This window comes from Xanthobacter lutulentifluminis (assembly GCF_043194675.2).
Lineage (GTDB): Bacteria > Pseudomonadota > Alphaproteobacteria > Rhizobiales > Xanthobacteraceae > Xanthobacter.
Genome location: NZ_CM195525.1, coordinates 3,947,439 through 3,965,242, shown reverse-complemented (window position 1 = coordinate 3,965,242; position 17,804 = coordinate 3,947,439). Strand labels below are relative to the sequence as shown.

General features: G+C 62.2%; 23 protein-coding genes. 1 reads left to right on the top strand and 22 read right to left on the bottom strand.

The window, feature by feature from the left end; all coding sequences use genetic code 11:
* Position 1: 1 nt before the first annotated feature.
* The 22 genes from V5F49_RS18340 to V5F49_RS18235 all read right to left on the bottom strand — a co-directional run bounded on the left by V5F49_RS18340 (position 2) and on the right by V5F49_RS18235 (position 17,513).
* A complete protein-coding gene (locus tag V5F49_RS18340) occupies positions 2 to 640 on the bottom strand; it encodes a hypothetical protein (protein ID WP_394118311.1) in 639 nt (212 codons plus the stop codon).
* Positions 633 to 1,208, bottom strand: coding sequence for a Gp138 family membrane-puncturing spike protein (locus tag V5F49_RS18335; protein ID WP_394118310.1), 576 nt, complete (start codon positions 1,206 to 1,208; stop codon positions 633 to 635). The genes V5F49_RS18340 and V5F49_RS18335 overlap by 8 nt, the downstream gene beginning before the upstream one ends.
* Before the next feature lies 1 nt (position 1,209).
* Complete coding sequence (locus V5F49_RS18330; RefSeq protein WP_394118309.1) at positions 1,210 to 2,178, bottom strand: phage protein; 969 nt, start codon at positions 2,176 to 2,178, stop codon at positions 1,210 to 1,212.
* Positions 2,175 to 2,558, bottom strand: a complete 384-nt coding sequence (locus V5F49_RS18325; RefSeq protein WP_394118308.1) for a phage baseplate plug family protein — start codon at positions 2,556 to 2,558, stop codon at positions 2,175 to 2,177. Before V5F49_RS18325 ends, V5F49_RS18330 begins: the two co-directional genes overlap by 4 nt.
* An 89-nt stretch (positions 2,559 to 2,647) precedes the next feature.
* A complete protein-coding gene (locus V5F49_RS18320) occupies positions 2,648 to 3,340 on the bottom strand; it encodes a phage antirepressor KilAC domain-containing protein (RefSeq protein ID WP_394118307.1) in 693 nt (230 codons plus the stop codon).
* A gap of 312 nt (positions 3,341 to 3,652) precedes the next feature.
* Complete coding sequence (locus V5F49_RS18315; protein WP_394118306.1) at positions 3,653 to 4,294, bottom strand: hypothetical protein; 642 nt, start codon at positions 4,292 to 4,294, stop codon at positions 3,653 to 3,655.
* Positions 4,294 to 4,479, bottom strand: coding sequence for a hypothetical protein (locus tag V5F49_RS18310; protein WP_394118305.1), 186 nt, complete (start codon positions 4,477 to 4,479; stop codon positions 4,294 to 4,296). The genes V5F49_RS18315 and V5F49_RS18310 overlap by 1 nt, the downstream gene beginning before the upstream one ends.
* Before the next feature lie 863 nt (positions 4,480 to 5,342).
* A complete protein-coding gene (locus V5F49_RS18305; RefSeq protein WP_394118304.1) occupies positions 5,343 to 5,900 on the bottom strand; it encodes a phage baseplate protein in 558 nt (185 codons plus the stop codon).
* Positions 5,900 to 7,831: a hypothetical protein gene (locus tag V5F49_RS18300; protein WP_394118303.1), complete on the bottom strand. Its 1,932-nt coding sequence runs from the start codon at positions 7,829 to 7,831 to the stop codon at positions 5,900 to 5,902. The genes V5F49_RS18305 and V5F49_RS18300 overlap by 1 nt, the downstream gene beginning before the upstream one ends.
* On the bottom strand, positions 7,831 to 9,627 hold the full coding sequence (locus V5F49_RS18295; RefSeq protein ID WP_394118302.1) for a M15 family metallopeptidase: 1,797 nt from the start codon (positions 9,625 to 9,627) through the stop codon (positions 7,831 to 7,833). Before V5F49_RS18295 ends, V5F49_RS18300 begins: the two co-directional genes overlap by 1 nt.
* Position 9,628: 1 nt before the next feature.
* Positions 9,629 to 9,775 carry a DUF6889 family protein gene (locus V5F49_RS18290; protein WP_394118301.1) on the bottom strand — a complete coding sequence of 49 codons (147 nt, stop codon included), beginning with the start codon at positions 9,773 to 9,775 and terminating at the stop codon, positions 9,629 to 9,631.
* A 35-nt stretch (positions 9,776 to 9,810) separates the two neighbouring features.
* Positions 9,811 to 10,281, bottom strand: coding sequence for a phage tail assembly chaperone (locus V5F49_RS18285; RefSeq protein ID WP_394118300.1), 471 nt, complete (start codon positions 10,279 to 10,281; stop codon positions 9,811 to 9,813).
* Positions 10,282 to 10,286: 5 nt separating this feature from the next.
* Positions 10,287 to 10,727: a phage structural protein gene (locus tag V5F49_RS18280; protein WP_394118299.1), complete on the bottom strand. Its 441-nt coding sequence runs from the start codon at positions 10,725 to 10,727 to the stop codon at positions 10,287 to 10,289.
* A 14-nt stretch (positions 10,728 to 10,741) separates the two neighbouring features.
* Positions 10,742 to 12,217 carry a DUF3383 domain-containing protein gene (locus V5F49_RS18275; RefSeq protein WP_394118298.1) on the bottom strand — a complete coding sequence of 492 codons (1,476 nt, stop codon included), beginning with the start codon at positions 12,215 to 12,217 and terminating at the stop codon, positions 10,742 to 10,744.
* Positions 12,217 to 12,798: a phage neck terminator protein gene (locus V5F49_RS18270; RefSeq protein WP_394118297.1), complete on the bottom strand. Its 582-nt coding sequence runs from the start codon at positions 12,796 to 12,798 to the stop codon at positions 12,217 to 12,219. Before V5F49_RS18270 ends, V5F49_RS18275 begins: the two co-directional genes overlap by 1 nt.
* Entirely contained in the window at positions 12,795 to 13,169 is a 375-nt protein-coding gene (locus V5F49_RS18265) for a hypothetical protein (protein ID WP_394118296.1), read from the bottom strand. The genes V5F49_RS18270 and V5F49_RS18265 overlap by 4 nt, the downstream gene beginning before the upstream one ends.
* Positions 13,169 to 13,690, bottom strand: coding sequence for a hypothetical protein (locus V5F49_RS18260; RefSeq protein WP_394118295.1), 522 nt, complete (start codon positions 13,688 to 13,690; stop codon positions 13,169 to 13,171). Before V5F49_RS18260 ends, V5F49_RS18265 begins: the two co-directional genes overlap by 1 nt.
* Positions 13,690 to 14,079, bottom strand: a complete 390-nt coding sequence (locus V5F49_RS18255) for a DUF4054 domain-containing protein (RefSeq protein WP_394118294.1) — start codon at positions 14,077 to 14,079, stop codon at positions 13,690 to 13,692. Before V5F49_RS18255 ends, V5F49_RS18260 begins: the two co-directional genes overlap by 1 nt.
* Entirely contained in the window at positions 14,076 to 14,432 is a 357-nt protein-coding gene (locus V5F49_RS18250) for a hypothetical protein (RefSeq protein ID WP_394118293.1), read from the bottom strand. Before V5F49_RS18250 ends, V5F49_RS18255 begins: the two co-directional genes overlap by 4 nt.
* Positions 14,433 to 14,520: 88 nt before the next feature.
* Positions 14,521 to 15,588: a DUF2184 domain-containing protein gene (locus tag V5F49_RS18245; protein WP_394118292.1), complete on the bottom strand. Its 1,068-nt coding sequence runs from the start codon at positions 15,586 to 15,588 to the stop codon at positions 14,521 to 14,523.
* 71 nt (positions 15,589 to 15,659) lie between these two features.
* Positions 15,660 to 16,154 (bottom strand): structural cement protein Gp24, encoded by a 495-nt coding sequence (locus V5F49_RS18240; RefSeq protein WP_394118291.1) that lies wholly within the window; start codon positions 16,152 to 16,154, stop codon positions 15,660 to 15,662.
* 33 nt (positions 16,155 to 16,187) lie between these two features.
* The gene (locus tag V5F49_RS18235) at positions 16,188 to 17,513 is read right to left on the bottom strand and encodes a DUF2213 domain-containing protein (RefSeq protein ID WP_394118290.1); all 1,326 of its coding nucleotides are present in this window, start codon (positions 17,511 to 17,513) and stop codon (positions 16,188 to 16,190) included.
* Between the two features lie 24 nt (positions 17,514 to 17,537).
* Between V5F49_RS18235 and V5F49_RS18230 the strand changes: the two genes are divergently transcribed.
* A complete protein-coding gene (locus tag V5F49_RS18230) occupies positions 17,538 to 17,741 on the top strand; it encodes a hypothetical protein (protein WP_394118289.1) in 204 nt (67 codons plus the stop codon).
* The last annotated feature ends 63 nt before the right edge of the window (positions 17,742 to 17,804 follow it).

Here is a 17,804-nt window from a genome sequence, read left to right as displayed (position 1 = left end):
CTCAGGTTCCGATTTTCAGGGAGCGCGTGACCCCCTGCACAAGGTTCTTTTGAGCCGACAGGAAGGTCGTGAACGTGCTGATCGTGTTGGTGAGCGTCGCGATCTGGTTGCGAAGGTCCGCCACCGTGTTGATGATGGGGTTTGCGCTGGTGATGCTCGCGACCTGGGCCTGCAAGTTGGTGATCTGCGCCGCGATTTCCGGCGTCGAGGGCAGGCTCTGAAGGTGCGCGATGTTGCCGTTCAACCCGTCCACGATGGAGATGATCGGGTTGGCCACGATGTGCGAGATGATCTGGTTGGCGATGCTCTGAAGCTGGCTTTCCAGAAGCGCACCGGCTGCGTCCGTAATCATGTCCAACGTCGGCGCGGTGAACTTGGAAAGCGTCTGGTTCAGGATCTTCTCCACGTAATCGTGGAGCTGGCCTTCGACGTTCGCCGCGACCTGATCGAGGCCGGCGGGCAACCCATTGAGGAGAGGCTGAACCGCCGAGACGGCAGGGATCGCGGTCTGCACGATTTCCCGGAACTGCGACGTTGCCTTGTGGAGGCCGGAGATCAGATGCTCCGCCTGCATCAGGCGCGCATTGATCCCCTGAAGCTGGCGGTTCAGTTCGCCCGGCACGTTCAGATTGTCAGGCAACGTAGGGGTCTCCCGACACCAGGAGCACGCTCGTTGCGGTCACCTTGACCTTCGTCCCCTCGGCGGTGACGGTCGTTCCAGTGAGCGGGTTGTGGTCTACGACATGGGTGGCAGCGTCATTTCGGATCTGGCCAGAAATGGTCGATACCGCAGGCAACGCTTTCGGGTCGGACTTGAAACCAGGGATGCAGAAGGCGTTCGACAGGTCGTGCAGCCGAGTATCAATAATCTGCTGGTCGCCCCCGCTTTGCTGCCACACATCAGGCGAGCGAGACGCCATCACGAGTAGCACCTCATCGCCTTCGACAAGCGGATGGGTGAATGTTACCCCACCGCCAGACGGGTAGTGGACTTTAACGTCCGGCACCTGGGGCATCTGCACCCACTCTTTTGTGCCGTCAGGCTTTCGGAGCAAGGCCTTGCTGGTCGGCTGCCCCACCATCGTTTGCTTCTGCGGGTCCCATGACGCGACGTTCGAATGTTCCGCAGTCCGAAGCTCGACCAATCGGGCCTCCACCACGGTTTCCATCGCTTCGCGAAAATCCTCGTACCGGGTGCGGTAGTCCATTTTAATTGCCTCCGCTCGTGTCTCCAAGGCCGCGCGCAGACGCAGCAATCGACACCCCATTGTTGTATGACGCGCACAGCATATCCGTGTAGAACTCAGTTCCTCGCGTGTCCCCAATGTGCGTAAGCTGCAACACTTTGTATATGCCGTCAGCGTCAATATTGCGGTCTAGCAATGACTTTTGAGTACTTTGCCCGCCAGCCGCTGCGGCCGCATTGTCAACCGTGATTTTCGACATTTGTATGCTTGCCTCATCGATTTTGATGAGGCCGTTCACTTTGATTTTTGGGTTTAGAAGACAGCGCGCCTCGACGCCCTCGATAGTCTGGGCGGGCATGCCGATCATGCCAGTATCTGAATTGATGACGATTACCCCCCCGGGAAGGGCGTCCTTATACTTTACGATGTTCAGCTTATTGCCATCGATGAAGCACGCGGCCCCGACAGACATGCAGATCGCCCGGAGATGATTGCGAGCCATGCCGAACATCGCCCGGCCGCGCGGCATCTTCACATTGCCTAGATCAGCGATATGACCAGCGACAACGCCGTACGGTTTGAGGGCTTCAAGGCAGGCATCCACCTGATCCTTAAACGTGTGCCCCTTGGCCAGCGTCTTATTCACAACCGCATAAGCATGCGCATCCGGAGAGGCCGCCGCTTGGATATTGAGGTAGGTGTCGGTCGGGTTCTCTCTCCCCGGCCCGCGCACCTGCACCACTTTCCCGCGGAAGATCTCTTCCGAGCCCCCATCCTCATAGCCAGCCTCAAGGTATACTTCCTCGTACTCCTTCTTGCGGATCTTGGTCGCCGTCGCATTCGACAAATTCGTGATTGTGATATCAGCCTGCCACGGGGTTTGGGTGTCTTGCGTCCGGACCATGAACCGGATGCGCAAATCCGACAGGTCGATACCCTGAGACCCGTTCCCGACGACAAGGCGGACCTTGCGAATCCACTGCCGCGTCATGCCGTGACCCAATAGAGGTGGGCGGTTTCGCCCAGGTTCAGAAAGCTCGGGGGCGTCTCGGGTTCGCCGTCCGTGACGACATAGAGGCCGCCGGGGATCTCAAGGTGCTTGAACGGGGCGAGGATGTCGCCGCCGGGGAGGAGCGGAACGCCGTTCACCATCTGGTTGCCGTCCGCGTCGGCGATATCGATGGTCCATCCTCCGTCCACAGCGTTCCGCCAAAAGAGGGATAAGCGGTAGATGGTCCCGCCAAGGTCAGTCGAGAACGTCTGGTTGCCGCCGCCGGGCGTGACGGGGATTTCATAGATTGTCGGCAAATCGTGCCCCAACGAAAAAGGCCGCCCCGATGGAGCGGCCTGTGCGAAGACACCGACAAGCATGGCGGCAAACGCCCACCATGAATTTCGGAACATTTATAACTTGCCGGGGCGCCGCCGTCTAGCGGCGCCCTCTTTTTCTACAGCGTTTTCTAATGCGGCTTCTCGTTGAGAAGCGCAGAGAGCTTCACAAGCCCCTTGCCGGTCACCTTCACCTGCGTGGAAACGCGCTCGCGCCCTTCCTTGTCAATGTAGAGGTGATCGTCATGCTCCAGAAGTCCGCCCGCGATCTTGTCGTGGTAGCCGATCCAGCTGCGGTTCTGGGGGCGCTTGTAGATCCAGCGCCGGCTGTCCATGAAGCGGATGAGGTCGATGGGGCGCACCTTGAGCGTCTTCGCCGCGTCCGTCAGGCACATGGACCCGTCCGCGCCCTCGATGCGCTCCAGCGTCGCCACCTTGACGCTCTGTTCCTCGACGCGGGCTTCCAGCGCGAGCACCTTCTCGGAATAGGTGAGAAGCAGGCCGCGCATGGCCGCAGGGTCGTTGAGCACCTGCATGGGGTCAAGATGGTTGGCGACCACAGTCTCCAGCTCCATCCACCTGTCGATGATCCGGGCGCGCATCTCGACGCTATAGCCGGAGACGAGAATCAGCGTCTCGCGCTTGGGGAGGTGGTAGCACTTCGACCGGATCGAGGCGCCACCACTCGGATTGGGGCGCTCCACCGTCCCCTCAAAACTGAGGAGACGGTCTACCCCATGCAGTTCGGTCAGCATCGCCTTGGCATCGCGCATCACATTGTCATGGCGCTTGCCAGTCAGCTCGGCGATTTCGAGGCTGGACATGGTGAGCGTTTGGCCATTGCCTTCAGTGGCAAAAGGCACGATATCAGTTGCAATCATCTGGGCACTCCTAATGCCTTGGTGATGAGGGCACCGCGCAGAGAACGCGGTGGTCGAAATGACGGCGGGGCTGTTGGCCTAGAGAACCTTGCCCCGCCGTCGCCGGCTGCCAGAGCCGAACTTGGACGCCCTTACGTCCGTGGAAGTCCACAGTTGATGATGAATTCGCGGAATCAAGCAAGGGGCGGGGCGCCCCCATGCCCGGCATTCTCGTTATCCACAAATTGTCCACAGGGGACGCGGGGCGGGGGAAGATCAATGGGCCGGAACGACCTTTCGGGCCGCCGACAGGTTGACGTTCTCGACGCCCTTGATCCGATCCCAATTATAGTCGCCGAAATACTTGCCGCTGGGCTTCCCGCCGCTCGCCTTTGTCACGAGGTCGGCAAACACGCTTTCCAGCGCCTTGCCGAAATTCGGCTCCTGCCCCTCCTCTACCCGCAGGTTTGCGCTCATAACCGTGGTGTAGAGGTCGCGGAGGAAGTCCGATCCCGGCTGAAAATGGAGCGGCACAGATCCGGTCTTGGGGTTGGGCAGGGTCCGCCGATGCGGGCGCACCTTTACCGGCTTGCGCTGTTCGTCCAGATAGGCCCGGAACACCCGGACCATTTCCACCGTGATCTCCGCCGCCTTCGGGGTGTCCGATTTGGCGGTGATGAAGATGGCCTGTTCTTCGTTGAGGTAGAAGACCGTTGAAGGGCGCCCGCCCTTGGCGCCGGGTTTCCGTTGGATAACGGAAACCGTGCCAAACTGTTGCAGCGCCTCAATATGCCGCTTGATGAGCGTGCGGATCATGTGGATGTCGGAGAACCCGAGGGCTTTCGCCAGTCTCAGGTCTTCAACCCGCGCAACGCCATCGCGCACTTCCAGATCGGAAACCGTGATGAGGGCGCCCATCACGCGATTTCCTTCACCGCCTTGGCCGCGCCATCGGTGAGAACCGGCCGCCGGGGATCGGCCGTCACGAGCGCGGGCTCGTCGCCGGGACCGAGAATGGCGGCCTTCAGAAGCATGAGGGTAAGCGTCGCGGCGTCTTCGGCGCGCCGGGAAACTGTGATAACAGTACGGGTAGCCTTGGGCATGGCTGCATTCCTTGCCTGGGTTAGAGCCGGGCGGGAAGTTGCCGCTTCCCCTCGGCTCGACAGAAACCACGGTACCGCAGTTCTACACGCCATGCAAGAAACTTCGCATCCCAAAAAACGCCGAGGCCCCAAGCCCACAGGATGGGGCACGCCCGTGCAAGTTCGGCTGCACTCCGATGTTCTTTCTGCGTTGGACGCGTGGATCGCCGAGCAACCAGAGCCGAAACCTACCCGGCCTGCGGCCATCAGGGGGTTCGTAGAAGCCGGCCTGCACATTCCCAGCAAGGGGCGCGCGACATGAATAGAATGCGAAAGGTCGCCGCGCGCATGCTCTTGGCTGCCAGCGCTTTAATCCCCTGCCTTCCGGCTTTGGCTCAGTCCAGCCAGCAGCCTTCATGCCGAGGCGCGGACCTTGACGACTCTTCTGATCCAGTTTGCGGCAGGAAGGAAGCGAGCATCAACAATAATGTTGCATATTCTTATATTGAAAGTATGGACCAAGCCTCTAGGAATGAAGCCGAGTTATTCTATCTAGTTCAGGCTCAGAGATGTACAGCCAGAGCAATCTGGGTTGATTATCATGGCGTTTCAGGGGCAGAAGCGTTTTTCTCTGAAATATCTCAGAAACAGTGCGCCAATGAATTTATAAGATTCCTAAGGCTTTGCCTGTTTAACAACACCGGAAAAGTCCCGGTTAAAGGCCCGGCGTATATGAAAGAGTTCGAGATTTGCTGGAACCCATTTTTCCGTGGGTCTTGGGAGTTCGCGTCCGGCCGGTCTCCACTGCCGTCCGGCCCAGACGATATCAGATACTGGTATCGTAATGAGATGATATACGCCGGCCGGCCCCGGAACTGAACCCGTCAAGCCACAGTAGGCCCCGGCGCGTATCCCGTCTCAAGGTTCTTCGGCACCGGCTGGCGCTGCCCTCCGTCAGTGGTCCCACCCGTCCGTGCAGGGTCCGCCCGCGTGCCGGCGGATGATCCCGTCGATACAGTGCTGGTGCTGACGATAATCACCTCCCTCAGCAACACGCGCACGAACAGCGCATATTCCGTCGCGGCTGAGGTGGTGATCTCTATGCCGGCAATGAGCATGTTCCTGTAGGTGCGCTTGCCGGTGGTGACCGTGAACGGCTGGCGCTTGGACTGAAGCGACTGGAGCGCCGAATAGATCGCGCGGGAATACCCCTGATAGTTCCCGCTGTCCGACCATGCGCACCGCATCTCGCACTCGGCGGGAAGCTTGAACGCATGATCCGAGATGGCGGCACCCTTCTCCACCGGATGGTTGGTGATGAAGAGGCTATCGCGCGCCGTCTCTTCAACCACCACCTGGGGGCGGATGCCGCCGATGGAACGGCCCGAGCCCACGAGGATCTGGGACACGGTGCCGGTGACGGCTTCCACGATATCGACCATTACGCCACCTTGGATGCCTGAGCGACAAAATCCGTGTTCACGCGGGACTGCGCCGCGCCGACCTCAGAGGCCGTGCGCACGGGGTCCGGGTCGCCATGGACGACAATCTCCGTCTCCTGATCTGCGGACAGGGATGCGCGCTGATCCGACCCGCCGAGGGGTGGAGCATCAAAGAACTGGTTCGGGTCCACGTTGAAGTTGGCGCTTCCATCCCATGCAGGCGGAGCCGCCCGGTCCTTCTTGTCCAACTCCATCATGCGACGCGCCCACGCAGAGTCAGGACCTTCGATGCCGAAACGCTCGCCGCCATAGGCCGCCGTCTGCGGCCCTCCAGCGAACATGACGTCCTCCGAGGCGTTGCCCGTAGCGTATCCCGAGATGTTCGACCCTTCTATGGCCGCCCGGAACAGATCCTGGTACTTCCCCAACACCCGCTTGTCGTTCTGGTACCGCCGGGCTTTCTGGTGCGTTCCATTGGGGAAGTACGGTCCATCCAGTGTTTCACGCAGGCTCTTCCCCCGTGCCGCAGCCCGGTTGAAGATGGATTCGACGAAAGCCTGCTGCGCCTTGGCGCCCTGCCCTCCGACCTCCGCCTCGACATAGGCCGCGAACCGGGCCGCAACCTCCGGGTCTTCAAGCTCCTTCTTGAACCGCTCGCGAGCACCCGCAAGGGCAGAGGAGTTCTCGGAAGATGGAGCGGGGACAGCCCCCTCCCACTTCCCGCTCCCACGCGAGCCGCCGGACCCACCGGAACCACCGCCCGATCCACCCGCCCCGGCCCCGCCGGCCGCACGAGACCGTCCGCCGCCGAAGAGGCCCCCGAACCAAGAGCCGGATGCACCACGGGAGGAGGAGCCCCACGAGCCAGAGGCCCCGTGTGACCCGCCAGCGCCGCCGCCCGGCGCCTGACCGGATGGCTTCGCTTCGCCCGCCTGCGCCTTGCTGGGTGTGAGCATGGCGACCAGCGCCACTATCCCAGCGATGACGACGCCGAGCGGCCCAACGACCCCCGCCACAGCCCCCGCAACCGACAGGGCGACGAAGGCTTCTACCGCGCGGATGATGCCGTTCGACCCGGCCGCCCATTCGATGAAGTCCAACAGGCCATCGTCCGAGCCGAACAATATCCGGGCGAGCGCCCCGAGCCATTCCACCAGCTTGGCGCCGGCCGCGACCACGGCCTCGCACGCCGAAACGATCCCGTCCTGATGGCGTTGGAGCCATGCTCCGATCTCGCCCAAGAGAGGGGTAATGGACGGGCCGATGGAAACGGCAATCTTCGCAAGCATCGCGTCCAGCGTCATCAACGCTTCGCGCCACGCAATCCCAAGCAGGGCAGAGTTTTGCCCCGCTTGATTGGCATCGATCCCGAACCGGGCGAAAATGTCCTTCTGTTCCTGCGCCAGCCGGTCGATATTGTCCACGTTCTTCCGCAGGACGTTGTAGTCGTCCTCGGAGATGCCCAGCGCTTCAGCGAACCGCGCCGCCAGCGGGTAGCTCAGCTTGTTGAGCGCCTGAATGGTCTCGCGGAACACGACGGTCTGGTCGCGCGCCTGCCCGTTCCGCGTGGCCTGCACCCCGAGGCCGGACAGGAGCGAAGCCATCGCAGGGAAGCGCCGGAGACGCTCGGCGAAGCTGCCGATGACATCTTCTGCGCGCCGCCCGCCAAGGCCCACCTGCTGCATCGCGTAGGTGAGCGCCCGAAGCTCATCAACCGATGTGCCCGCGCGCTGTGCCGCGAAATTCAGCCGCTCCAGATCATCCGTCGCAGAGGCGAACAGAGCCTTCGCCTTGCGCTCGAACTGGTCGAGTGCCACGCCGAGCTTGGCGACCCACCCGTCAACCTTCTTGAGCGTGGTTTCCCAGGATGCAACCTCGTTCTCGCGAACCGAGTACCCGATGGAGACCAAGAACTCTTCGATGGTCGCCATTAGACAAACGCCGATTGAGCATTCCGAATAAGATCAGAGGCAAGGCGGTTCTGAGCACCCGAGAGGTTGGCCCCGGTGCCGGCCGGATCGGACGACCCATAGATGGTGATGTTCGTCCGGTTGGAGAGCGACGCCATGCGGGTGCCGCCAGCCCCCAATGGGGTGCCGCCGAACAACTCGGACTGCTTGTCCTTCAGGCGTTCGCGCTGCTCTTCCTGGAGCGCCTTTAGCTTATCGGGGTCCATAAGCCCCCCGCCCTCCCCAGGGCGCAGCGAAAAGTGGCCCCAGTCCTTGCGAGAGGACCAATTCCCCCCCCATCCGAGCCCCCACTTCTTGGCTAGCTCGGCAGTTTCAGGAATCATTGGCCGCGTGACATCGAAGGGGTTCGACGGGGCCGGATTGATATCAATGGCACCCTCTCGCCCATGGGCTGACTTCACCCCGGGCATTCCCCGGATATCCCGGTCATTGAAGCCCTGCAAGTCGTCGATATTGCCCCCGGCGGCCTCATAGTCATTCAGGAATCCCTGGAACTGCGCGGCCCCAGCGGTTGGGACCCACGCGGTTTTCCCGGATTTTGTCGTGACCTTTGTCAGGCCCGGAGGTGGTGCCGATCCCGATCCACCACCACCACCTCCTCCAGACGCGCGCGGCTGGCCTTTGTTATCCACCTCAGGCATGCCGAAGGTGCGGCGAACGGCATTCTGGCTCCGCGTCCACCAATTGTCCGGGTCGCTTGCCTTGCCGTTTATGGCATCGTTCACCTTGCCGCCAATTTCCAACTTCTCCTGATCCGTCGCGAAGAACATATCCCAACCCATAGCGGTGAGAACCGCGATGAGCGGGGCGTACTTCGCGAGCATCCCGAAAAAGATGGCCCACTTCGCAACGAACGCCGCAAGGGCACCGGCCGTGACAACAAGAAGGGCGGCTTCAAGCCCATTCTTCCCTGTCAACGCCTCGACCATCTCGACAAACTTCTCGACGACCGGCTGAAGAGCCCGGCCAAGCGCGATGATATCCGACACCAGCCCCTGAACCGCCGCGAGGATCTGGTCCAGGATGCGGACGATCTGGTCCTGATGGCGCTGAAACCAGTCGCCGATGTCCTTCAGGATCTGCGTGAGCTGCGGCTGAAGCGCGACGACGATCTTGGTCAGGAGCGCGTCCACGTTCGCCATAAGGCCCCGGAACGCGGTCATCAGCTCGTTCGAGCTTTTCGCTGCCCTGTCGGGGTCTACGCCGAACTTGCGCTGGGTCTCCTCATACTCCTTGACGAACTTCTTGACCTGATCCCACTGCTGAGAGGCCTTATTGAAGGTGTCTTCGGAGATGCCGGCAAGCTGCGCAAACTGCGCCCCGATATAATACGGTTTCTTCTTGAACTGCTCAAAGATGTCGCCGAGGACTTCCTCGGTCTTGCGCCCCTCGGTCGCGATGCCCTGTGAATTGAGCCACTTCCCGATGCCGGGATTGGTCCGCATCGCCTTCGCCAGCCCCTCAAGGGCGGACTGCGCCTCATTGCCCGACGAACCGATTTGCCCGAATGCATAGGACAGGGCCTTGATGCCGGCGACCGTAGAACCCGTCCGCTGGGCAGCAAAATACAGGTTGTCGAAGCTCTTCGAAACCGCGACGACCGTTGCCTGAATAGCCGTAGCAGCGGCCGCAAGCCCGGCCGCCATGGCAGTCAGGGTCTTGCTGAGGTTGTTCAGCGAGGAGTTGAAGCGCTGCTCTTGGGCCTTGTCAACATGAAGCCCAAGCTTGACGAGGTAGTCGCCTATGGTTTCTGCCATATCACTGCCTCTTCATCGCGTCCTGAATGCGCCGTGTATTCAGGTCGCGCACAGCAATGGCCTCGTTCATCAATGCGATGTCCCAGAGATCGAGCGTCCCATCCTTCAGGCTTTCGTATTTGCAGAGCCCCTGCATGACCGGCTGCATGAGCCAGTCCAGACCATCGGGGAGGCTGACCAGCTCTACGTCTGGAAGAGCCCCGCTCCCACGGTCGAGCCGGAGAGAAGGGCGCCGGTAAAATTTCCCAGATCTTTCTTGACCACATGCACCACCAGCGTGAGCATGGTCATGAGGTCCATGTCGAACATGGGTCGTCCCGCATCCACAGACCAGACGTTCGCCCACGACGTGCCGGCGGGACTGACGGACCCGCGCTGCACATGGGCGAGGCACCGGGCGATCAGCGCGTTGGTGTCCTCTTCCGGCAGGCTGGCGATGCCCTGTGCGAGCGGGGCGAGCTGCGCTACGTCGAGCGACATGATCGCCGTTGCGACCGTTCCGCCGCTCTGCACCTGCCGGGCCGCAGCCTGAATCAGGGGCACGAAGGTCCCCACAATGGGGGTCAGCTTCCGGGCGACAAAAAGCTGGTCCATCGCCGCCATCTTGCGGGCGCGGTACTTCACGCCGTCAAGATCAAATTCCTCGAATTCCATGCGCCTCACCCGTTGCCGAGATTGGAGTCGATGACGCCCACGTCGAACACCCATTCCATGACGCCGCCGGTCTTGGAAAAGGCATTGTCCGGCAGCTTGCGGAAAGCCGCGCTGGAGCCGACGATGATGTCGCCCCGCACGCTGTCCACGATGCGGATCACGTTCTTCCCGTGGTTCGCCGGGCTGGAGGTCTGGAACCGGTACGCATCATTGAGCTGCTTGTTCACCGGGCTGGTCTTGAGCAGACGAACAGTGATGGTGCCGGAGCGGCCGGCGTGCATGGAGTGCATCACACCCCCATCCGCGCCGACCGTCATGGTGTTCTTGTCCTCGGTCATGGCAACCGAAATGCCCTCTTCTGCATTGTCCGAGCCATAGCCCAGATAGAATGCAGCGCCCGGCCCCGTGATCGAGGCCGAGACATTCACAAACGAGTAAGTGCCCACGGATATCTCCTAGATCACCGGTTGACGTTCACGTCGATGCGCACAGAGTGGACCGCACCAGCGAGCTTCACGGCGATCTGGAAGGACACGGACTTGCGCGCCTCGCGATCAGCCTGCGACTGGAGGGAAATGTCGGGGTGGTAGACGTAGTATCCACGCTCCAGATAATCGCCGTTCTCCAGCGTGCCGAAGCCGTCAGCGTTCCACTGCCCCGGCGCGATCAGGCCATTGATGACGCCCTGTTCGATGCAGCCCACGATCTTGTTTGCGATCAGGTCCATGCCGGCATTGGTCTGCGGCACCTTGGTCTTGCTGGTGTAGAGCAGGTTCCACACCTCGGTCTGGATGTAGTTTTCCAGCCAGTCGAGACCATGCACCTCATCAAAGAAGTAGCCATTGGACATGACTCCTTCCTGGATGATCGCCGTCGAATTGTCGTAGTTTACGAAGACGTTGCAGTTCTTCGTCTTGAGCGTGGTCGCCTGCGTCTCCGTCAGGGTTTCAGCCACAACCCCCGGCTCGGTCTTGAACTTCATCGTCAGCGTGGTCTTGCTGCCCGTGAAATCCACCGTGGACGCCCGGCCAAAGAAAGAGGCGATGGCGTAGCTGGACGCCGAATACTGAAGGAAGGTCCGCTTCAGATTGTTGGCCTTGCAGACCGAGGCGAGGTCCGTGGTGACCGTATTGTCCAGCACCGTGGACGACGTGAGCGTGGTCCCGATGATGCGCTTTTTGCCGAGGGCTTCCACATACTGAGACGCCGCCAGCATCACGTCATTCGCAACGGTCGGTAGCACGACTGCGGCATACCAGTCGCCGGAGGTGTCCACAAAGGCCTGCACAGCCTGCGTCAGCGTCTCCGCCGCGATGCCCGGCACAGGGGTGCCAGCGAGGCCCGTGGTGAGCTTCAACTGAGCCGAGATGTCGGTTCCCGAGACGGGGGCGACGGCATAGGCCACCGTGGACGATGTGCCCGTGCTGTCCGACTTGACGACAAAGCGCCCGGAATTGGCATCCCAAGCCACAGACGCGCCAGTCAGCCCCGCATCGATGATCGCGGCCACGGCCGGAAGGTTGGCCGCCGTCGAGAAATTGAGGCCGGACACCGACTTGGTGGTGCCGTCAATGTCGATCCGGAAGGCGCCAGCGGTGATACCAGTCCATGCGGACATGAGCTGCTGTGCGGCCGTCAGCACGCCACCCCGAAGGGTGCCATGGGTCGCAGTCTGCGCCCAGCGGCCAATGTAGAGCAAGGCCGGCTGCGGCGACTGAGAGAAGAAGCGGGTAGCCGCGATATACTCGGGATCGGTCGTCCCGAAATCACCCCCGACGCCAGTCATGTTCGAATAGGCGCGGATGCGTTCCCCCACATCGATCACATCGGTTGAACCGATGAGAAGGCCGGCGCCAAAATTGCGGGTGGCGGCGGCAATCGGGGAGATGCTGACGGTGACGTTGACAACATCACTTACGGCAAGTCCTTGGGCCATTAGGTGTTCTCCGTATCCCAATTGTTGGTGTCGCCGTTTTCAGCGGTGATGGAGCCTTCGGCCGACAGGAGGTTGCGGATCTGATAGGTGCGCGAGGTCGCGCGGCGCAGGCGGACAATGGTGTCCTGACGCTGCACCCATTGATTATTCACGTATTCGGGGGCCGCCCGCGTGGCGCTGGTCTCAAGAAAGCGGATGCCCTGAGCCTGAAGCGCTTCCATGTTCTGAGGGATCAACATCCCATCACGAAGCACGGCAGCATAAGCACTGGCGTTCGGCCCGTAGAAGCTCACCAGAGCCTCAATCGTCTCGTGGCGGATCAGTTCGTCGGTCCCCTGCCCTTCCGGGTGGTGGACGATGGCGCCTGTCCAATTTGGCGTGATCGACGCGACACGATAGGCGCACCAATCAACGGTGAGGTCTTCCTTGGGCGGCGGATTGGGCTGCCACGCGGGGCGGACCATCTTGCCCTGAAGGCCGGTGATGCCGACGATTGCCGCCTGGATCTGATCTTCTAGGGATGTATCCTGTGCAACGACGCCGGACGGGGCGAGATACCCGCCCGTTGAGCTATCCGTCATGGGGGAGACATGCCCTTGAGCGACGCCGACGCCTCAACGAACCCAGCCCCATATCGGGAGCAATCGCCAACGGCCACGACCACATATCGCTTGCCGTTCCACAGGATCTCATCGGCGTCATAGCCATCCGTGGAAGAGGTCAACCGAAACTGCGTGATGACGGTGATCGTCTCGGATGCGTTCGAGCCCTCGGCCGCGCGCTGAAGCGTGGACCACATGTCCGGGGTGATGACCGCGACGACATTGGGGAACGTCGTCTGCGTGCGCACCGCGCGGCCTTGGTCGGAAAGGCTTTCGGCCTGACGATAGACGGTGATGGTGTCTGCGAAATCTGGGTCCAAGAGAATGTCCGACACGTCAAGCAAAGGCATCAGTCTTCACCCTTCGGACGGACCACATAGGTTTGCGCGTTTCGATAAGCGCCGGTGTCTATGAGCGGCTTGGTCCCTGTCCTGCCTCGCGCCTTACGCTTGGCGATGGTCATAGGCGCGAGCGGCACAAATGGCCCCTCGGTGATCTTATTGCGCACCGCGTTCTGCCCGATCAGCCCAGCGGTGTGCAGCGCCTTGTCGGCCGCGTCCTTGTCGCCCTGAAGAGTGCCCCTCACGCCGCGCCCCAGCGCCTTCGCCAGATTATCCCGAGCATCTTCGATGCCGGGGATCAGATGAGGACGCGGGGGAATGGCGAATGCCTGCCCATTCGGCCCTTCGATGGTCGAGCCGAACTCCTGCACGTAGCCGATCTCGGCATTGTTCAGGGGGCGCTCTTCCCCCGGCTCGGGTTCGCGTCCGGCATTCTCCGCCGGCACTCCGACCAGCACCTCGTTGCGGGTCAATCCTCGCAACGCAACCATCATGTCGGGGTTAGGCTTCTTGCGGATTTCGACTGGCATCAGAGCTGAACGCCGCCAGCCCCGATCATGCTCGCGAGCTGGATGTACCGGGTGCCGTAGGTGGTGAGGTTCCACTGCCCCGCCCCCGCAATCGTCACGGCGCCCGTGTCGTAGGATGCGGACACCTTGTCCACGGCCTTGGCGGAGAGAAGGCCTGAAGCCGAGCCCCCTACCCCTCCGACCGAAGCTGCCTTGGCATCGCGCGCTGCAATGGACAGGTTGTGAGCCATGAACAGCTCGACGCCATAATCCAGAAGGTCGCCCCACCTGTCCGCCGAGTGCAGCTTCCCCGCCAGCCCAAGCCAGAACGCAACCTGCGTATCGGGATAGGTGACGAGGCTTGCGAACTCGGGGAAGTCCGCTCGGAACGACGATACTGTGACCGTCATCCGGCGACCTTGGCGATTTCCGCCTTCAGACGGGCGACGCCCCACCGGCCATCGACGTTGATGCCGAGCGCCTCAGCCTGAGCGACGAGCGCGTCATGCTCGGACACGTCATCGTCCGGCCCTGTGGCGTCAGGGTCAGGCTCGGCCGCCGGGGGCTCAGGGGCCGGTTCCGGGTCAGGGATGGGTTCCGGGGCCGGCTCCACGATCGCCTCTTCCACGCGCTCGCCATTGGCGGCAAGATACGGGTGGTCCGCGAGGTCATCGGGCACGTCCTGCGCCCCCTTCTGGAACCGAATACGGGTTCCATCGTCCAGAAGGAGATAGAAGCCGCAGTTGAAATTGAAGGTCGCCATGATCGCCCTCTGAAAAAAGAAAGGGCGGCGCAGATCAGATCGCGCCGCCCTTCATTCCTACATATCAACTAAAGCATCAGTTGATATTTTACGCTAGTCCGTCCCGATAACCTACCGTCTCGGGATAGACGATCTCGACCACGCCGAGCTTGCCGTAGTACGGAACGCGCACCCAGATGCCCTCGTACTGCGTGGTCGCGGGGACCAGGGGCACGAAGGGGAAGCGCACGTACTCGGACTGCTGCGAGTAGGCGACCATGCGGTCATAGGTGGCGCCGGAGCGGTTGGCCTTGTCGAGCCACTTCACCGACACGATGTCGAGCGGGATGCCCTTCTCCGCCGTCAGGATGTTGTTCTCCTTCAGGAAGGTCAGGATCGTGGCATTCGCCGCGCTCGACGCGATGGTGGTCGAGATGTAGCCGAAGGTGGTCGGCGACAGGGCGAGCTTGGTCGGAGGCGCCACGTAGCCCGAGGACGCCCACACGGAGATGAGCAGCTCGTTCACGTCCTTGCGGATCTCATCGGCGGTCTTGGAGGCCCAAGCCATCGAGGTGGAGGCGCCGGCCGCGACGTTGGACACGTTGGTCACGCTGGCAGAGTTGAGCAGGCCAGTGGTGCCGATGGTGGTGTCACCGATATAGACCACCTGATCGGTGTCCATCTGGTGCTTGCGGTTGAGCGCGGAGAGCATCTGCGTGTCGATGGGGCGACCGGTCAGGCGGGCGCTCTCAAGCTCCGGCAGGGTGTACGCCACGTCCTGAGACCACAGGGCGAGGGGCGACACGATCTTGCCGATGTCGAGCACGGAGCGGGGCCGCGCGGTTGCCTCAAGGGAGGCCCACGAGATGCCGGTGGGGGTCACGCCGCCGGCAGCGCCGAAGGTCGAGACCGTGTAGGACGAAGAGGTGTCGCCCATGGTCACGTCGGTACGCAGATCGATGTCACGGGTCCACGTGGTCGCGATGAGCGGCTCGTGGATCATCGGGTCGAGCCGCTCAAGCTCGCCGATCAGGAACGCGCCAGCGCTGTCGTAGGTGGCGCGGTCATAGCTGACGAAGCCATCCCGCAGGTAGCGACGACGGACGGCGCCAAGGGGGGTGGCGGGAGCCGGGACGCGCGTCACCGGCCCCGCGATTTCACGCGAGAGAAAAGACATGGATTGAAGTCCCTCTGAGGGCTGGGCGCGAGGCGCCGAATGGTGGTGAGCGGGGACTAGCCCCGCCCGGATCAGATGTTGAAGGCCACTTCCACGACGCCGTTCGCGTCGGCCGGACCCATGAAGAAGGCGCCAGTCACGGCAACGCCGGTGCCGCCGCCAGCGGGCGAAGTCGAGGTGACGATATCGCCCACGACGACGGAGCCGCCGGCCGTGGTCACGACGTAGACCTGACCGTTCTTGGCAGCGGTGCCGACGACCAGCTTCACGTTGAGGTAGCCGCGCTTCATCACGGTCACGACACCAGAAGTGGGCGGCGTCGCCGCAGTGCCCAGACCGTTGGTCGAGGACTGGTGCGGGTAGGGGTTGACCAGCAGTCCGTAGGTGACCGAGCCAGCGTCGCCGGAGGCCACGGGCTGCACCTTACCGGAGACCAGCTTGACCACGGAGCCGAACGCGGTCGGCGGGGTGGAGCTGTCCACGATTTCGGGCTGGGTGGTGATCGAGTCAAAGCGGGAGACCTGGCCGACGAAACCCGCCGGCACCCGCGTCACATAAGCAACCATGGGTTATTCCTTTTTGGTGCTGGTGGGAGGGGCTCAGTTGCCCCGGCGGGGCTTGATGAACCGGTCGGAGTACTTCGCCGCCGTCATTGCTCCACCGATCTGAAGGGGGGCGGCGGTATCGCCACCTCGGGTGTTCGCGACCTTGGCAAGCTCGGACGCGCCCCGGAAAACAAGGGCCGCCTGATCGCAGGTCATCTTCTTGAAGTCCGGCTTCGCGCCGGCAATGGCGGCCACATGCGGGCGCATGGACTCGTTGTCGAATGCAGTCGAGAGCGCCTTCACGCGAAGCTGGCACATGGCATCCACCATGAGCCGGGGAGACTTCGCGTCGAACTTGGGCAGAGACAGGCCGGGGGCAAGGATCTCGGCGCGGGAAATGGTGTCGCGGAACTGCTCATTGAGCGCGGCCGCATCCATGACCGGCTTCTTCTCTTCCTCCTCCTCCGGCTTTTCGTCCTTCACCTCGGACTTTTCCTCTTCCTCCTTTTCAGGGGCGGGGTCTTCGTCCTTGATGGGCTCTTCAGCCCCGGCGCGCTGCATCTTGGCGACCTGCTCGGCGATGGCCGCAATGGCGGCCTCCATCCGGGTCTTCCAGTCGTCAGGCTCGGCCGTCTCGGCTTCGTCCTTCTTCGGCTCTTCGGCTTCGGGCTGGCCATTGACATGCACATGAATGTGCTGGCCTTCGTTCTCGCCCTTGGCGGCTTCAAGCTCCTCCTGGAATGCGGCTTCGTCGTTGGCCTTGAAAGCCGTCACGAGCCGATCCCATACGGTGCGCTTGGCTTCCTTTGCCATCGCTGTGTCCTCATCCAGAATTGCACATGAAGGGCCACACCGGCCCCGGTCCACGAGGGCAACGTGATTGCCCACGATCTTCGTCACGCGGCCAAGGCCGGGAGAGACGGTCTCCGCCTCTGTGTCGTAGCCGCAGGAGACCTCCCGCTTGCCGGCGCGCACGTCGGCGATGCAGCTTGCGTCCGTGACTAAAAGGTCCGCCACGAGGTGCTCACTGTCGGCGCCCTCGCCCCTGCGGACGTTCAGCACCACACCGCCCGACACATCCCGCCACGTGTCAGGCCCGACCAGCTCGCTTGGGTGGTCGTTGGTGACAGGCTTCCCGACGAACGACGCAATGGTTTCGGGAGCGAACAAGACATCCGCATCCCGCAGGAGAGTGACCATCGCCCCGTTCGGGTTCGGCTCGATCTCCGGCACCTCTTCCGGGCGGTAAAGCATCGGCCCCGTGCGGGCGATCCTGACCCCCTCGCATAGAAGGAACCCGTCCGGGGTCACAGACTGGGAGCGCCCGATCTGTTCTGCAACCAGCGTGACAGGCGCGCGGTCGAGCGTGTACCGTGTCATTCTGCCCCTCGGTCGCGAGTGCTCATGAAACTGCCCCGCTTGACGCCGGAACAACTGGTTGAAGAATTGCGTGAGAAAGCGCGCGATGAGGCGGAAGATCTCAACATGGAAATCTCCGTAACCGCGCTGAAGATCGGCGCCGCCAAGCTATGGGCGCCAGAACACATGCTTGAATGGGAAGCCGCTGATATGATCGAGGACTTAGTCAAGAAACTCCGCGGGAAATAAGAGCGCGTCTCTTGGTCTTGGCCTTTTTCGCGGTTTAGGCATCCGCAACTTTCTGACTTCGCC

Excerpts from the sequence above, each read along its gene's own strand:
- V5F49_RS18335 (WP_394118310.1), bottom strand. The coding sequence starts at position 1,208 with ATGGACTACCGCACCCGGTACGAGGATTTTCGCGAAGCGATGGAAACC.
- V5F49_RS18330 (WP_394118309.1), bottom strand. The coding sequence starts at position 2,178 with ATGACGCGGCAGTGGATTCGCAAGGTCCGCCTTGTCGTCGGGAACGGG.
- V5F49_RS18325 (WP_394118308.1), bottom strand. The coding sequence starts at position 2,558 with ATGCTTGTCGGTGTCTTCGCACAGGCCGCTCCATCGGGGCGGCCTTTT.
- V5F49_RS18320 (WP_394118307.1), bottom strand. The coding sequence starts at position 3,340 with ATGTCCAGCCTCGAAATCGCCGAGCTGACTGGCAAGCGCCATGACAAT.
- V5F49_RS18315 (WP_394118306.1), bottom strand. The coding sequence starts at position 4,294 with ATGGGCGCCCTCATCACGGTTTCCGATCTGGAAGTGCGCGATGGCGTT.
- V5F49_RS18310 (WP_394118305.1), bottom strand. The coding sequence starts at position 4,479 with ATGCCCAAGGCTACCCGTACTGTTATCACAGTTTCCCGGCGCGCCGAA.
- V5F49_RS18305 (WP_394118304.1), bottom strand. The coding sequence starts at position 5,900 with ATGGTCGATATCGTGGAAGCCGTCACCGGCACCGTGTCCCAGATCCTC.
- V5F49_RS18300 (WP_394118303.1), bottom strand. The coding sequence starts at position 7,831 with ATGGCGACCATCGAAGAGTTCTTGGTCTCCATCGGGTACTCGGTTCGC.
- V5F49_RS18295 (WP_394118302.1), bottom strand. The coding sequence starts at position 9,627 with ATGGCAGAAACCATAGGCGACTACCTCGTCAAGCTTGGGCTTCATGTT.
- V5F49_RS18290 (WP_394118301.1), bottom strand. The coding sequence starts at position 9,775 with ATGCAGCCGGTCATGCAGGGGCTCTGCAAATACGAAAGCCTGAAGGAT.
- V5F49_RS18285 (WP_394118300.1), bottom strand. The coding sequence starts at position 10,281 with ATGGAATTCGAGGAATTTGATCTTGACGGCGTGAAGTACCGCGCCCGC.
- V5F49_RS18275 (WP_394118298.1), bottom strand. The coding sequence starts at position 12,217 with ATGGCCCAAGGACTTGCCGTAAGTGATGTTGTCAACGTCACCGTCAGC.
- V5F49_RS18270 (WP_394118297.1), bottom strand. The coding sequence starts at position 12,798 with ATGACGGATAGCTCAACGGGCGGGTATCTCGCCCCGTCCGGCGTCGTT.
- V5F49_RS18265 (WP_394118296.1), bottom strand. The coding sequence starts at position 13,169 with ATGCCTTTGCTTGACGTGTCGGACATTCTCTTGGACCCAGATTTCGCA.
- V5F49_RS18260 (WP_394118295.1), bottom strand. The coding sequence starts at position 13,690 with ATGCCAGTCGAAATCCGCAAGAAGCCTAACCCCGACATGATGGTTGCG.
- V5F49_RS18255 (WP_394118294.1), bottom strand. The coding sequence starts at position 14,079 with ATGACGGTCACAGTATCGTCGTTCCGAGCGGACTTCCCCGAGTTCGCA.
- V5F49_RS18250 (WP_394118293.1), bottom strand. The coding sequence starts at position 14,432 with ATGGCGACCTTCAATTTCAACTGCGGCTTCTATCTCCTTCTGGACGAT.
- V5F49_RS18245 (WP_394118292.1), bottom strand. The coding sequence starts at position 15,588 with ATGTCTTTTCTCTCGCGTGAAATCGCGGGGCCGGTGACGCGCGTCCCG.
- V5F49_RS18240 (WP_394118291.1), bottom strand. The coding sequence starts at position 16,154 with ATGGTTGCTTATGTGACGCGGGTGCCGGCGGGTTTCGTCGGCCAGGTC.
- V5F49_RS18235 (WP_394118290.1), bottom strand. The coding sequence starts at position 17,513 with ATGACACGGTACACGCTCGACCGCGCGCCTGTCACGCTGGTTGCAGAA.
- V5F49_RS18230 (WP_394118289.1), top strand. The coding sequence starts at position 17,538 with ATGAAACTGCCCCGCTTGACGCCGGAACAACTGGTTGAAGAATTGCGT.